This window comes from Variovorax defluvii (assembly GCF_039541515.1).
Lineage (GTDB): Bacteria > Pseudomonadota > Gammaproteobacteria > Burkholderiales > Burkholderiaceae_C > Variovorax > Variovorax defluvii.
In genome coordinates, this window is sequence record NZ_BAABGJ010000002.1 from 56,038 (window position 1) to 70,743 (window position 14,706).

Here is a 14,706-nt window from a genome sequence, read left to right on the forward strand (position 1 = left end):
GCCGATGGACTGGCTGACGGAGCTCTTCGCCGACGCGCAGCAGTGGCTGTTCGAGGCTGCCGTGCAACCCCTGGTCTATGGCGTCGGCTTGGGGGGCTGGGTCGAAGACGCGTTCGACGCGACCGGCTGGCTGCTGGTCGGCCTGATCCAGATCGCGGTCCTGGTGGTCGTCATCGGCCCGCTGCAGCGCTGGTGGCCGGTCGAACCGGTGACGGACCGCCGCGCCGTTCGGGTCGACATCCTCTACACCCTGATCCACCGGCTGGGCCTGTTCCGCCTGGCCATGTTCTTCGCGCTCGATCCGCTGTTCGACGAAGCGCTCGGCGCCGTGCGGTCGGCCGGCTGGGGCTCCTGGCACCTGGACCAGATCTGGCCGGGCGTGACCGACGTGCCCTGGGTCGCTTTGCTCATCTACCTCGTGGTGCTGGATTTCGTCGAGTACCTCATCCACCGCGCGCAGCACCGCTTCAATTGGTGGTGGGCGCTCCACTCCCTGCACCATTCGCAGCGCCAGATGACCATGTGGAGCGACAACCGCAACCACCTGCTCGACGACGTCATCCACGACACCATCATCGTGGTCGTCGCCCAGTTGATCGGCGTGGCGCCCGGACAGTTCATCGCCATCGTGGCCTTCACCCAGCTCAGCGAGAGCCTGCAGCACGCCAACTTGCGCTTGCACTTCGGCGCCATCGGCGAGCGGCTGTGGATCAGCCCGCGCTTCCATCGTTTGCACCACAGCATCGGCATCGGGCACGAGTCCCATGGTCCGCGCACGCTGGGCGGCCACAACTTCGGCGTGCTGCTGCCCTGGTGGGATATGCTTTTTCGCACCGTCGACTTCCAGCATCGCTTCGATCCGACCGGCATCCGGGACCAGGTCGAGCCCGATGCCAGCGGACGCCTGCGCGACTACGGCCGCGGCTTTTGGGCGCAGCAGTGGCTGGGCCTGAAGCGCATGCTCGGTCGGGCCTGAGTCCAGGGTCACGCGCTGGCGTTATCCTCGGCGTCCCATGCGACTCCTCCTCGACTCCTTCTGGCGATCGGCCGCCTACTGCATGCACCCCCGGGTGATCGTGCTGTCCTTCTTGCCGCTGGGGCTGATGGTCGTGCTGGCGGCGCTGTTCGGCTACTTCTACTGGGATGCCACCGTGGCCTGGACGCGCGATGCGCTCGACGCCTGGCCGCTGATCGCCAGCTTCTGGGCCTGGCTCGGTCGCCTGTTTTCCAGCGATGTCACGGCGGTGGTGGCGCCGATGGTGGTGGTGGTGGCAGCCACGCCCTTGATCGTGGTGGTGTCGTTGCTGGTCGTTTCCGGCTTGATGGCGCCGGCGCTCACGCGGCTCGTGGCCGAGCGACGCTTCCCTTCGCTGGAGCAGAAGAAGGGTGCCTCCTTCCTCGGCAGCCTGTTACGTTCGCTTGGCCTCACCCTGCTGGCGCTGCTTGCGCTGGTGGTCTCGATGCCGCTGTGGCTGATACCGCCGCTGGTGCTGGTGCTGCCGCCCCTGATCTGGGGCTGGCTCACCTACCGGGTGATGAGCTTCGATGCCTTGTCCGAGCATGCCAATCCCGAGGAGCGCGCGGCCTTGCTGCGTGCCCATCGTCTGCCGCTGCTCGGCATCGGCGTGCTGTGTGGCTACCTGGGCGCCGCGCCCAGCATCGTCTGGGCATCGGGGCTCGTCTTTGCCGCTGCCTTCCTCGTGCTGGCGCCGCTCGCGATCTGGATTTACACCCTGGTGTTCGCCTTCTCCAGCCTGTGGTTCGCCCACTACTGCCTGGATGCCCTGGCGCAGCTCCGGGCGCAGCGTGCCGCGGCGGCCATTTCCACCTCGGCGGCCGAGTCGGCGGATGCCCGTGCCGTCGCAACCCAATGGGGGGCTCCATGACCCGTTCGTTCGGCCTCATCGTCGTCGGCGACGAAATTCTCTCCGGCAAGCGGGCCGACAAGCACATGCCCAAGATGATCGAGCTGCTCGCGGCGCGCGGGCTGCAACTGGCCTGGGCCGAGTACGTGGGCGACGAGCCCGTACGCGTCACTGCCGCGCTGGGGCGCGCCTTTGCCTCGGGAGACGTCGTTTTTTCCACCGGCGGCATCGGCGCCACGCCTGACGATCACACGCGCCAGTGCGCAGCTGCTGCGCTGGGCGTGCCGCTCGCCCTGCATCCGGAGGCCGAGGTCCTGATCCGCGAGCGCATGCAGGACACGGCGCGCGAGCAGGGCATCCCCTATGATCCCGACCGGCCCGACAACGTGCATCGCCTGAACATGGGCGTGTTTCCGCTGGGCGCCCGGATCATCCGCAATCCCTATAACAAGATCCCCGGCTTCAGCGTGGCCGACGTGCATTTCGTGCCGGGCTTTCCCGTCATGGCCTGGCCGATGATCGAGTCGGTGCTCGACGAGCAATACGGCCACCTGTTCGAGCAAGGCCGCTCGGTCGAAAAATCGGTGGTGGTATTCGGGTCCATGGAGGCCACCCTCACGCCGCTGATGGAGTCCGTCGAGCGCGCGCATCCCGGGATCCGGGTCTTCAGCCTGCCCAGCGTCGACCATCCTGAGCATGGCCGGCACATCGAACTGGGCGTCAAGGGCGATGGTGCTCGGGTTGACGCGGCCTATGCGCAGCTCCTCGAAGGGTTGCACGCCTTTGGTGTGCGACTCGGCCCTGAATTGGTGCGCTGACTCGACGCGCACCAGTTTGGTTACAAATCGCCTGCTTTTGGGGTCCCAAGAAGGGGCTGAACCGCTCCCGATGCCCTCCACAATGGCATAGAACCTGCATTCTCGATTGCGCTGTATTTCCAACCACTACCGATCCAAGGAGAAGCCTGATGGCTAAGACCGTCGCCGATGTACTCAAGCTCGTCAAGGAAAACGAGGTCAAGTTCGTCGACTTTCGATTCACCGACACCCGCGGCAAGGAGCAGCACGTGACCGTGCCGGTCTCGCACTTCGACGAGGGCAAGTTCAACGACGGCCATGCCTTCGACGGCTCCTCGATCGCCGGTTGGAAGGGCATCGAGGCCTCGGACATGCTGCTGATGCCCGATCCGAACACGGCCAACATCGACCCCTTCTTCGAAGAAACCACCCTGATCCTGACCTGCGACGTGGTCGACCCCACCGACGGCAAGCCCTATGAGCGCGACCCGCGCTCGCTGGCCAAGCGCGCAGAGGCCTACATGAAGGCTTCCGGCCTGGGCGATACCGCCTACTTCGGACCGGAGCCCGAGTTCTTCGTCTTCGACGGCGTGCGCTGGCAGAACGACATGTCCGGCTGCTTCGTCAAGATCGAGTCCGAAGAAGCATCGTGGAACACCGGCAAGGAATTCGAGCACGGCAACACGGGCCACCGCCCGGCGGTCAAGGGCGGCTACTTCCCGGTTCCGCCGGTCGACAGCTTCCAGGACATGCGCTCCGAAATGTGCCTGGTGCTCGAGTCGCTGGGCATTCCGGTCGAGGTGCATCACCACGAAGTCGCCAATGCCGGCCAGATGGAACTCGGCACCAAGTTCAGCACGCTGATCCAGCGCGCCGACTGGGTCCAGCTGCAGAAATACGTGATCCACAACGTGGCTCACGCCTACGGCAAGACCGCGACCTTCATGCCCAAGCCCATCGTGGGCGACAACGGCTCCGGCATGCACGTGCACCAGTCGGTCTGGAAGGACGGCAAGAACCTGTTCGCAGGCGACGGCTACGCCGGGCTCAGCGATTTCGCACTGCACTACATCGGCGGCATCATCAAGCACGCCCGTGCGCTCAACGCCATCACGAACCCCGGCACCAACAGCTACAAGCGCCTGGTGCCCGGCTTCGAAGCGCCGGTCAAGCTGGCCTACTCGGCCAAGAACCGCTCGGCTTCGATCCGCATCCCCTTCGTGGCCAACCCGAAGGGCCGCCGTGTCGAGGCGCGCTTCCCCGATCCGATGATGAACCCCTACCTCGGCTTCGCCGCCATGCTCATGGCCGGCCTGGACGGCGTGGAGAACAAGATCCATCCGGGCGAAGCCGCCAGCAAGGACCTCTACCACCTCCCGCCGGAAGAGGACGCGCTGATCCCGACCGTCTGCCACAGCCTCGACCAGGCGCTCGAGTACCTCGACAAGGACCGTGCCTTCCTGACCAAGGGCGGCGTGTTCACCGATGCCTACATCGACGCCTACATCGACCTGAAGATGCAGGAAGTCACGCGCTTCCGCATGGCTGCGCACCCGGTTGAGTTCGACATGTACTACTCGCTGTAAGGTGATCGCCCCCGCCGGGGCGATCCGCGTGAGAAAAGGACGGCTTGCCGTCCTTTTTTCATGGGCGCGACCACCCGCATGGCGATGGCATCGAATTGCACGAAAATGCCGGTTCGCTGCCCACTTTGCACTCGACGATATGAAGACCTCTTTCGCTCTCCTGCTGGCCGCCGCGGCAGCGGCCGGTGTGCCCATGCAGGCCCAGGCGCAGGAGCGCGTCTGGCGCTGCGGCAACGAATACACCAACAATGCGGCCCTGGCCCAGCAGCGCGGCTGCAAGGTCATGGAAGGCGGCAACGTCACCGTGGTCCAGGGCAGCCGGCCGGTCGCTGCGGCAGCCGCTGCCAGCAGTTCCACGGTCCGGGCGCCCGCCGGCACCCCGCGCGTCGAGAGCGCCGACCAGCGTGCCCGCGATGGCGAGGCCCGCACCGTGCTCGAGGCCGAACTCAAGAAGGCGGAGGAGCGCCAGGCCCAGTTGCTCAAGGAATACAACAACGGCGAGCCGGAAAAGCAGGGCAGCGAGGCCCGCAACTACCAGAAGTACCTGGACCGCGTCGCCGAAATGAAGGCCGAGATCGCCCGCAACGAGAGCGACATCGCAGGCATCCGCCGCGAGATCGGCCGCTTGCCGGCCCCGCGCTGATGGCTTTCGGCAAAGCCGCCGCCAAGCGCTTCCAGGCCTTCGACCTTCTCTCCACGCTGATCGCGGTCGTGCGCACCGATGGCTCGGTGCTGTTCGCCAACGCCAGCCTCGAGGATGCGCTCGGCACCTCGCGCCGCACGCTCGAAGGCTCCCAGTTCGGCGCCTGCTTTCAGGAGCCCCAGGTGTTGCGCACGGCCATCGACGGCGCGCGCAGCAACGACTTCGCCACTCTTCGCTACGAAGCCTTTCTGCGCCGCGTCAACCACGAGCTGATGCCGGTGCAGGTCACGCTCGCGCAGGGCGACAAGGCCGGCGAACTCGTCATCGAGATGTCGCCGCTCGAACAGCAGGTCAAGCAGGACCGCGAGGAGCGTCTGCTGGACCAGGCGCAAGCCAACAAGGAACTGATCCGCAACCTCGCGCATGAGATCAAGAATCCGCTCGGCGGCATCCGGGGCGCGGCGCAGTTGCTGCAGATGGAGGTCGAATCACGCGACCAGATCGAGTACACGCAGGTCATCATCCACGAGGCCGATCGCCTTCAGACGCTGGTCGATCGCCTGCTCGCGCCGCACCGCCGTCCGCACGTGGTGGGCGACGTCAACATCCACGAGGTGTGCGAACGCGTTCGCTCGGTCATCCTTGCCGAGTTTCCGCGCGACTTGCATATCGAACGCGACTTCGACGTGTCGATCCCCGAGTTCCGCGGCGATCGTGAGCAGCTCATCCAGGCCACGCTCAACATCGTTCACAACGCGGCGCAGGCCCTCGCCGAGCGCCGCGCCGCGGGCGATGCCCGCATCACGCTCAGGACCCGCGTCGCGCGTCAGGTGATATTCAACAAGCAGTGGTACCGACTGGCACTGGAATTGCATGTCATCGACAATGGTCCGGGTGTGCCGGACTCGATCAAGGACCGCATCTTCTACCCGCTGGTTTCGGGCAGGGAAGGCGGGACAGGCCTTGGGTTGACGCTGGCACAAACTTTCGTGCAACAGCACCATGGCGTGATCGAGTGCGACAGCGTTCCGGGCCGGACTGATTTCAAGATACTGATACCGTTGCCTTAGGACAGGGAAGAAGGAACCGCATGAAGCCGATCTGGATAGTGGATGATGACCAATCGATACGCTTCGTGCTTGAAAAAGCGCTGCTGCGCGAAGACCTGCCCACACGCAGCTTCACCAACACACGCGAAGTACTCGCAGCGCTCGAAGCTGCAGCCGACGACGAGTCGCAGGGCCCGCAGGTCCTGGTGAGCGATATCCGCATGCCGGGAGGTTCGGGCCTCGATCTGCTCGACAAGATCAAGGCGAGGCACCCCAGCCTGCCCGTCATCATCATGACGGCCTTCTCCGACCTGGACAGCGCCGTTTCGGCCTTTCAGGGCGGTGCCTTCGAATACCTGCCCAAGCCCTTCGACCTGCCGCGCGCGGTCGAGCTGATCCGCCGCGCAGTGGACGAGAGCCAGCGCGAGGAGGTCGCGGAGGAGCGCATGGCGGCCGCCCCCGAAATGCTCGGTCAGGCCCCGGCCATGCAGGACGTATTCCGTGCCATCGGCCGCCTGTCGCAGAGCAACGTGACCGTGCTGATCACGGGCGAGTCCGGCAGCGGCAAGGAGCTGGTGGCCCGTGCGCTGCACAAGCATTCGCCGCGGTCCAACGGACCCTTCGTGGCGATCAACACCGCGGCGATCCCGAAGGATCTCCTGGAGAGCGAGCTCTTCGGCCACGAGCGCGGCGCCTTCACCGGCGCGCAGACCATGCGGCGCGGGCGCTTCGAACAGGCCGAGGGAGGCACGCTCTTCCTCGACGAAATCGGCGACATGCCCTTCGACCTGCAGACGCGCCTGCTGCGTGTGCTGAGCGACGGGCACTTCTACCGCGTGGGCGGCCACAACTCGGTCAAGGCCAACGTGCGCGTCATCGCCGCCACGCACCAAGACCTGGAGCAGCGGGTCAAGCAAGGCGGCTTCCGGGAGGACTTGTTCCATCGTCTCAACGTGATCCGGCTGCGGCTGCCCGCACTGCGCGAACGCGGCGAGGACGTTCCCGCGCTCACCCGCCATTTCCTTCAGCAGAGCGCCAAGCAGCTCGGCGTGGAGCCCAAGCGCATTTCGGACGCAGCGCTGGCGCAGCTGTCGACCTTCTCGTTCCCCGGCAACGTGCGGCAACTCGAGAACATCTGCCATTGGCTCACCGTGATGGCGCCGGCGCAGTTGATCGAGCCCAAGGACCTGCCGCCGGAAGTGATGGTCGCCGTGCCGGCAGAGGCCCCGCCGCACGCCGCTGCGGCCCTGGTCTCGTCATCCGGCGCGGCTGTCGTCGCACCGGCGGGCAATGAGCACGAGCTTGTGAGCAGCCAGGTGCCGGCGGCCGTCGCGCCGCCCGTCGTCGTTGGCGCAGGCGCCGCACCGGCGTCTTCTTCGGCCTGGGAAAGCGGTCTGGAGCAGGAAGCACAGAGTCTGCTCGCGGCTGGCCGTCACGATGTGTGGGACACGCTGACGCGTCGCTTCGAGTCGCGCCTCATCCTCACGGCGCTGGCCAGCACGCGCGGCCGCCGCATCGAGGCGGCGCAGAAGCTCGGCATCGGCCGCAACACCATCACCCGCAAAATCCAGGAACTGGGCCTGGAATAGACCCGCGGGGCGGCGCGAGAGAAGCGTCGAGGGCGCCGCGTTCAGCGGCTGCGCTGCCCCATCGTCAGCGTGTCGAGCTGGAAGTTGCCGCTCCTGTCCCACAGCCAGGTGTCCACGTAGGTGTGGGCGCCCAGCTTGCCCGGGTTGGGCAGCGGCGAGGCATCCTTGATCAGCTGGGCGATCATCCCGCTCACCTCCGGCGCGTGGCTCGGCGTGCGGGTGAAATGCACGCCCGTCACCTTGCCCGTGCTGTCGATGTCGGTTTCGGTCACCACCACCGCATAGACCAGCGGCGGGATCTTGCCCTTGTAGATGCGCTGCGGATACGCGTTGTAGATGTGGCGCGCGCCGACCTTCCGGTAGGCCCGCACGGCGGGCGTCTGCGCAGTGATGAGGCGCGTGGTCGGCACTTCGGCCGAGGGCTTGCCGGCCTCGTCCGCGGGGCGCTCTGCGTCGCGCGAGGCCGTCGGGCCGGTGGCGGTGTCCTGCTTGAAGATCGAGCAGGCGGACAGGGCCAGCGCGGCCGTGAGGACGAGGGTCTTGAGTGCGATGTTCATGCTCATGCGGCGAGTTCCAGGATCACGGGGGCATGGTCGCTGGGCTTGTCCCATTTGCGCGGCACGCGGTCGATCACGCAGCCCTTGGCCAGCGGCACCAGCGGCTGGCTCAACAGGATGTGATCGATGCGCAGCCCGCGGTTCTTCTGGTAGCCCAGCATGCGGTAGTCCCACCACGAGTAGCTCTTTTCCGGCTGCTCGAACAGCCGGAAGCCGTCGACCAGGCCGAGCTGCAGCAGCGCCTTGAAATGCTCGCGCTCCTCGGTGGTGTGGTGGATCGTTTCTGCCAGGCCGACCGGGTCGTAGCTGTCGCGGTCTTCCGGCGTGATGTTGAAGTCGCCCAGCAGCACCAGCCGCGGATGCGCGGCCATCTCTTCGCGCAGCCAGTCCTTCAGCGCGTTCAGCCAACTCATCTTGTAGGCGAACTTCTCCGTGCCCGGGGCCTGCCCGTTGACGAAGTAGCCGTTGACCACGCGCAGCGGCCCGGAGGGCGTGTCCACCGTGGCGCTGATCACACGCGAATGGTCGTCCGCAAAGCCACCGATGTTCTTCGCGACGTCGCGCGAAGGCGTCAGGCTCAGGATGGCGACGCCGTTGTAGGTCTTCTGCCCGAACACCGCGGCGTGGTAGCCGGCCGACTGCAGCACCTCCAGCGGGAACTTGTCGTCGGTCAGCTTGAGTTCCTGCATGCACAGCACATCGACGGGATTCGCGATCAGCCAGTCCAGCACGTGCTGCAGGCGGGCGGTGAGGGAATTGACGTTCCAGGTGGCTAACTTCATGAAGGAGGTGTCTCGTGGGCGTGGGTCGATTTTGCCTTCATCGCGCGAGCCGTCTTGTGCGCCCGTCCGGCGTACCTGTCGGCTCCGCGCTGGGGAGCCAGGCCGTCTCGCCGCTGCCCAGCCGGGCCGCGATGAAATCGAGGAAGCAGGTGACCCGCGCCGCCAGCGCGGTGTTGCGGTAGTACACCGCATTGATCGGCTGCCGCACCTCCACGGTGTCGCGCGCCAGCAGTTGCACCAGTTCCCCGCGGGCGCGGTCCCCGGCGGTCATGAAGTCGGACAGGCAGGCGATGCCGGCGCCCTCCAGGGCCAACTGCCGCAGCGTCTCGCCGCTCGACGCGGTGATGGCCGGCGTGATGGGCCAGGCGTCCCCATGCACACCGCGCAAGGGCCAGCGGTTGAGCGATTCGGGTTGGGTGAAGCCCAGTAGCTGATGTCGGGCAAGGCCGGCCACCGAGCGCGGCCGGCCGTGCCGATCGAAATACGGCGGGCTGGCCAGCACGCGAATCCGGCTGGTGCCGAGAGGGCGCGCGTGCAGCGTCGAGTTGCGCAGCGTGCCGATGCGGATCGCGACGTCGGTGCGGCGTTCCAGCAGGTCGATGTTGAGTTCGTCGGTGTCCAGTTCCAGATCGATCTGCGGATAGGCCGAACGGAAGGCGGGCACCAGCGGCACGATGGCATGCAGCATGAAGGGCGTGGCGGCGTTCACGCGCAGGCGCCCGGCCGGCTGCTGGCGGCGCAGCGCCATTTGTTCCTCCGCCGTGTCGATGGCGGCGAGGATGGCGCGTGCATGAGTGAGGAAGGCCTGCCCTTCTTCGGTGAGCACGATGCGCCGCGTCGTCCGGCGCAGCAGGGTGGTGTCCAGCTTTTTCTCGAGCCGCCCCAGGGTCCGGCTGATGCCGGAGACCGTCTGGTCCAGGCGCTCGGCCGCCGCGGTGACAGAGCCGGTATCGACCACGGCGGTGAAGGCCTGCAGTTCGTCGAGCGTGGTTTTCATGGGGGCTGCCGTGCAGAATGATTGTTGATTTCAAGTCAATTATCTTGTGAGAAAAGACCGCTTTTTCTGCAACGATCGCGGTCCCACACTCCTGGCCTTCACAGGAGTGTTCCATGCCCATTGCATTGTTCGCGCTGACCCTCAGCGCATTCGCCATCGGCACGACGGAGTTCGTGATCGTCGGCCTCATCCCCACTGTCGCGGCGGATCTAGGCATCGGCCTGCCGTCGGCCGGCCTGCTGGTCAGCCTGTATGCGCTCGGCGTTGCCGTCGGCGCGCCGGTGCTCACCGCCATCACCGGCCGCATGCCGCGCAAGGCGCTGCTGCTCGGGCTCATGGCCTTGTTTACCGCCGGGAACTTGCTTGCGTGGCAGGCGCCCGGCTACGAAGCGCTGATCGTGGCGCGTGTCTTCACCGGCCTCGCGCACGGCGTGTTCTTCTCCATTGGCTCGACCATCGCCACCGGCCTGGTGCCGAAGGAGAAGGCGGCCAGTGCGATCGCGATCATGTTCACCGGCCTGACGGTGGCCCTGGTCACCGGCGTGCCGCTTGGAACTTTCATCGGCCAGCATTTCGGTTGGCGCGAGACCTTTCTTGCTGTCTCCGCGCTGGGCGTGATCGCCTTCGTCGGCAGTTGGATCTTCGTGCCCGGCAACATCCGCCATACGCCACCGGCGTCCTTGCTGCAACAGGCGAAGGTGCTGGCCGAACCTCGCCTGCTGCTGGTCTATGCCAAGACGGCCATCGGCTATGGCGGCACCTTCATTCCCTTCACCTTCCTGGCGCCGATCCTGCAGGAGGTCTCGGGCTTCTCGGCGGGCGCCGTGGGCTGGGTGATGCTGGTGTACGGAGTCTCGGTCGCGGTGGGCAACATCTGGGGCGGCCGCCTGGCCGACCGCCGGGGCCCGATTCCCGCGCTGCGGATCATCTTCGCGCTGCTCGCCGCGGTGCTGCTGCTGTTCAACTTCACGGCGCCGCACGGGTGGCTCGCCGTCGTCACGGTGCTGCTGTGGGGCGCCGTCGCCTTCGGCAACGTGCCGGGGCTGCAGGTCTACGTGGTCAAGCAGGCCGAACGCTATACCCCGCAGGCGGTGGACGTGGCCTCGGGCCTGAACATCGCGGCCTTCAACTTCGGCATCGCCGGCGCCGCCTGGGCGGGTGGCCTGATCGTCACGCACCTGGGGCTGATGCAGACGCCCTGGATCGGCGCCGTGGTCGTGCTGGTGTCGCTGGCCCTCACGCACTGGAGCGGCATGCTGGACCGCCGGGCCGGCATCCCGGTGCGTGCCGCCGGGGCCGTGCCTGTCGGTCACTGAGCCTCTTTTTCCTCGTTCGTTCGCAACCTCCATCCTTCGCAGCCCTCCGTGGCGCCACGTGCTGTGCAGTTCGAAGGCGGAGAGGGGCTGGAGGCTTTTTGCGCTGAATCGCCGCAGCTGTTTGAGCGGAGTGCACCGAAGGGGCACGTAGCGAGTTCTGCGGCGCCGCCGCACGCAGCCGCCCTGCGGCGCATGCAGCCCCGAGGCGCACGCAAACCCGAGGGCGTGCAGCACGCACCCGACATCTCACCCATCCGCGAACTGCTCGAAGATCACCCCCCGCAACCACTGATTCCCCGGGTCGCGGTGAAAGCGCGTGTGCCAGAAGCAGTTGATCGCGATCTCCGGCAGCTTGGCCGGATGCGCCCGCCAGACCAACCCGAAGGGCCCGGCAATGCTGTGCGCCAGCCGCTCCGGCACCGTGGCGATCATCGGCGTGGAGCGCAGGATGTGGCCGACGGCCACGAAGTGCGGCACCGTCAGGCGTACGCGCCGCACGATGCCCTGCGATGCCATCACCTCGTCGGCCTGGCCGTGGCCGGTGCCCGCCGCCTTCACCAGCAGGTGCTCCGCCGTGCTGAAGTCCTTCAGCGACAGCCGTGGCTTCGCCGCCAGGGGATGCGCGGCGCTGAAGAGGCACACGTAGCGCTGCAGGAACAGCCGGCGCTGGAAGATGCCGCTCTTGAGCTGCGGCAGCAGCCCGATCGCGATGTCCACCTGCCCGGCCTCCATCGCGTCGCGCAGATTGATGGCGGTGTTGCGCACCGTACTGATGGTCACGCCCGGCGCGCTGCGCGCGAGCGCGTCCATCAGGCGCGGGGTGAAGTAGATCTCGCCGATGTCGGTCATCGCCAGCGTGAAGGCGCGCGTGCTGCTGGCCGGGTCGAACACCGCGTGCTGGTTCAGCGCGCCGTGCAACGCGCTCATCGCGTAGGCCACCGGCTCGGCCAGCTGCAGCGCGAAAGGCGTGGGCTCCATGCCGCGCGCGGTGCGCAGGAACAGCGGGTCGCCGAACGCGCGGCGCAGCCGGGACAGCGCGTTGCTGATCGCCGGTTGCGACAGGCCCAGGGTTTCCGCCACCGCCGAGACCCGCTTTTCCGCAAGCATGCGATCGAAGACCAGCAGCAGGTTGAGATCGATGTCCTTGAGTTCCATCATGAACCTTTATTCATCGCAGTGATTTGATGAATTCACGGAATTCTATTGGCCAATAATGCGAGGGCGCGGATGATCGTCCGCCATGGAACTGCATGTTCGACCCCTTGCGCGCACCATCCCGGTCCAGCCGGGGGCGAACCTGCTGGAGGTGCTGCGCGAGCACCAGGTGCCGGTGTCGTACAGCTGCATGGCGGGCCGCTGCGGCACCTGCCGCTGCAAGGTGGTCGAGGGCGAGGTGCTCGATGCCGGAACGGGGAAGGGCGCGCTGCGTCCCGACGGCCCGCGGGAGCAGCACGTGCTGGCCTGCCAGAGCACGCTGACCGGCAACTGCACCATCGAGATTCCCGAGCCGGACGAGGTGGTGGTCCACCCGGCCCGCATCGTCAAGGCCACCATCGCCGGCATCGACGAGCTGACGCACGACATCCGCCGGCTGCGGCTGAAGCCGGCCAGGCCGCTGTCCTTCTCGCCGGGCCAGTACGCGCAATTGCAGTTCGCGCCCGAGCACGCGCGACCGTATTCGATGGCGCGCCTGTGCGGCGATGCCGAACTCGAGTTTCACGTGCGGCGCGTGCCCGGCGGCCGCGTCACCGACTACGTGTTCGAGAAGCTCAGGACCGGTGACGCGGTGCGCGTCAGCGGCCCGCTGGGCGCGGCCTACCTGCGCACCCGCCACGTGGGCCCGATCCTCTGCGCGGCCGGCGGCACCGGGTTGGCGCCGGTGCTGGCGATCGTGCGCGGCGCCATCGAGGCCGGCATGGCGAATCCCATCCATCTGTACTTCGGCGTGCGCTCGCAGGCCGACGTCTATGGCCTGGAAGACCTGCGCGAACTGCAGGCACTGCACCCGGCGTTGAAGGTGCACGTGGTCGGCGTCGCCGGCCCGCTGCGCCCGGGGATGCGCCAGGGGCTGATCACCGACGCCATCCGCAGCGACTGGCCGCAGGGCTTCGAGGGCTGGCGTGCCTACCTCTGCGGCTCGCCGCCGATGGTGGAGGCCGTAACCCGGCTGCTGCAGGAGCGCGGCCTGCCGATCGAGAAGATCCACGCCGATGCCTTCTATCCGCAGGCCGCATGAGCCCGCCCAAGACAAGGAGACTCCATGACCACCGCCCCATTCACCGTTTTCCCGCAGGAACTGCGCTGGGAGTCCGAGAAGACCAGCCGCATCCCCTTCATGGCCTACACCGGGGAAGAACTGCACAAGAAGGAACTCGAGCGCTTTTTCTACAACAAGCACTGGTGCTACGTCGGCCTGGAGGCCGAGATCCCGAACGCGGGCGACTTCAAGCGCACCGCGATCGGCGAGCGCTCGGTGATCATGGTGCGCGACGAGTCGGGCGGCATCCACGTGGTCGAGAACGTCTGTGCCCACCGCGGCATGCGCTTCTGCCGCGAGCGCCAGGGCAACCGCAAGGACTTCGTCTGTCCCTACCACCAATGGAACTACTCGCTCAAGGGCGACCTGCAGGGCGTGCCCTTCCGGCGCGGCGTCAAGCAGGACGGCAAAGTCAACGGCGGCATGCCGGCCGACTTCAAGACCGAGGAGAACGGGCTCAACAAGCTGAAGGTGGCCACCCGCGGCGGCGTGGTCTTCGCCTCCTTCGACCACGAAGTCGAATCGCTGGAAGACTTCATGGGGCCGGCGATCCTCCATTACTTCGACCGCCTCTTCAACGGCCGCAAGCTGAAGATCCTGGGCTACAACCGCCAGCGCATACCCGGCAACTGGAAGCTCATGCAGGAGAACATCAAGGACCCGTACCACCCGGGACTGCTGCACACCTGGTTCGTCACCTTCGGCCTCTGGCGCGCCGACAACAAGTCGGAACTCAGGATGGACGCGCGCGGCCGCCACGCGGCGATGATCTCCACCCGGGGCAGCGCGGGCAAGGCGGCGCAGGTCACGCAGGTCTCCAGCTTCAAGGAGGGCATGCAGCTGAAGGACCCGCGCTTCCTCGACATCGTGCCGGAGGAATGGTGGGGCGGCCCGACCGCGGTGATGACCACGCTCTTCCCCAGCGTGATCCTGCAACAGCAGGTCAACAGCGTCTCCACCCGCCACATCCAGCCGGTGGGGCACGATGCCTTCGACTTCGTCTGGACGCACTTCGGCTTCGAGGACGACACCGATGAGATGCAGCGCCGCCGCCTGCGCCAGGCCAACCTCTTCGGGCCGGCCGGCTTCGTCTCGGCAGACGACGGCGAGGTGATCGAGTTCTCGCAGCAGGGCTTCGAGCAGAAGCCCTACCACCGCACGCTGGCCGAACTGGGCGGGCGCGAAGTCGAGGACGCCGACCACATGGTCACCGAGACCTTGATCCGCGGCATGTACAAGTACTGGCGCGAGGTGATGGAGGCCTGACG

Annotated in this window: 14 protein-coding genes; 10 read left to right on the top strand and 4 right to left on the bottom strand. The window is 66.8% G+C overall.

Annotated elements, in window-relative coordinates; translation table 11 throughout:
* The first annotated feature begins 4 nt into the window (after positions 1-4).
* The 7 genes from ABEA07_RS01630 (at position 5) to ntrC (ending at position 7,529) form a co-directional block, all read left to right on the top strand.
* Positions 5-976, top strand: coding sequence for a sterol desaturase family protein (locus tag ABEA07_RS01630; protein WP_345535450.1), 972 nt, complete (start codon positions 5-7; stop codon positions 974-976).
* Between the two features lie 37 nt (positions 977-1,013).
* Positions 1,014-1,886, top strand: coding sequence for an EI24 domain-containing protein (locus tag ABEA07_RS01635; RefSeq protein ID WP_345535451.1), 873 nt, complete (start codon positions 1,014-1,016; stop codon positions 1,884-1,886).
* A complete protein-coding gene (locus ABEA07_RS01640; RefSeq protein WP_345535452.1) occupies positions 1,883-2,683 on the top strand; it encodes a competence/damage-inducible protein A in 801 nt (266 codons plus the stop codon). The genes ABEA07_RS01635 and ABEA07_RS01640 overlap by 4 nt, the downstream gene beginning before the upstream one ends.
* 149 nt (positions 2,684-2,832) lie before the next feature.
* Positions 2,833-4,248: a type I glutamate--ammonia ligase gene (gene glnA, locus ABEA07_RS01645; RefSeq protein WP_345535453.1), complete on the top strand. Its 1,416-nt coding sequence runs from the start codon at positions 2,833-2,835 to the stop codon at positions 4,246-4,248.
* A 139-nt stretch (positions 4,249-4,387) separates the two neighbouring features.
* Complete coding sequence (locus tag ABEA07_RS01650) at positions 4,388-4,891, top strand: hypothetical protein (protein ID WP_345535455.1); 504 nt, start codon at positions 4,388-4,390, stop codon at positions 4,889-4,891.
* Positions 4,891-5,961, top strand: a complete 1,071-nt coding sequence (gene glnL / locus ABEA07_RS01655; RefSeq protein WP_345535457.1) for a nitrogen regulation protein NR(II) — start codon at positions 4,891-4,893, stop codon at positions 5,959-5,961. The genes ABEA07_RS01650 and glnL overlap by 1 nt, the downstream gene beginning before the upstream one ends.
* A 20-nt stretch (positions 5,962-5,981) precedes the next feature.
* Positions 5,982-7,529, top strand: a complete 1,548-nt coding sequence (gene ntrC, locus ABEA07_RS01660) for a nitrogen regulation protein NR(I) (protein ID WP_345535459.1) — start codon at positions 5,982-5,984, stop codon at positions 7,527-7,529.
* 41 nt (positions 7,530-7,570) lie between these two features.
* On the opposite strand, the gene ABEA07_RS01665 is transcribed toward ntrC, so the two are convergent.
* From ABEA07_RS01665 to ABEA07_RS01675, 3 genes are read right to left on the bottom strand one after another with little or no spacing between them, the layout of a single operon-like run.
* Complete coding sequence (locus tag ABEA07_RS01665; RefSeq protein ID WP_345535460.1) at positions 7,571-8,092, bottom strand: hypothetical protein; 522 nt, start codon at positions 8,090-8,092, stop codon at positions 7,571-7,573.
* Entirely contained in the window at positions 8,089-8,868 is a 780-nt protein-coding gene (gene xth, locus ABEA07_RS01670) for an exodeoxyribonuclease III (protein ID WP_345535462.1), read from the bottom strand. Before xth ends, ABEA07_RS01665 begins: the two co-directional genes overlap by 4 nt.
* A 37-nt stretch (positions 8,869-8,905) precedes the next feature.
* A complete protein-coding gene (locus ABEA07_RS01675) occupies positions 8,906-9,865 on the bottom strand; it encodes a LysR substrate-binding domain-containing protein (protein ID WP_345535463.1) in 960 nt (319 codons plus the stop codon).
* A gap of 113 nt (positions 9,866-9,978) precedes the next feature.
* Between ABEA07_RS01675 and ABEA07_RS01680 the strand changes: the two genes are divergently transcribed.
* Positions 9,979-11,181, top strand: a complete 1,203-nt coding sequence (locus ABEA07_RS01680; protein ID WP_345535464.1) for an MFS transporter — start codon at positions 9,979-9,981, stop codon at positions 11,179-11,181.
* 246 nt (positions 11,182-11,427) lie between these two features.
* On the opposite strand, the gene ABEA07_RS01685 is transcribed toward ABEA07_RS01680, so the two are convergent.
* Positions 11,428-12,336, bottom strand: a complete 909-nt coding sequence (locus ABEA07_RS01685) for a LysR family transcriptional regulator (protein WP_345535695.1) — start codon at positions 12,334-12,336, stop codon at positions 11,428-11,430.
* An 85-nt stretch (positions 12,337-12,421) separates the two neighbouring features.
* Between ABEA07_RS01685 and ABEA07_RS01690 the strand changes: the two genes are divergently transcribed.
* Positions 12,422-13,417, top strand: coding sequence for a 2Fe-2S iron-sulfur cluster-binding protein (locus ABEA07_RS01690; protein ID WP_345535465.1), 996 nt, complete (start codon positions 12,422-12,424; stop codon positions 13,415-13,417).
* A 24-nt stretch (positions 13,418-13,441) separates the two neighbouring features.
* The gene (locus ABEA07_RS01695) at positions 13,442-14,704 is read left to right on the top strand and encodes an aromatic ring-hydroxylating dioxygenase subunit alpha (RefSeq protein WP_345535466.1); all 1,263 of its coding nucleotides are present in this window, start codon (positions 13,442-13,444) and stop codon (positions 14,702-14,704) included.
* The last annotated feature ends 2 nt before the right edge of the window (positions 14,705-14,706 follow it).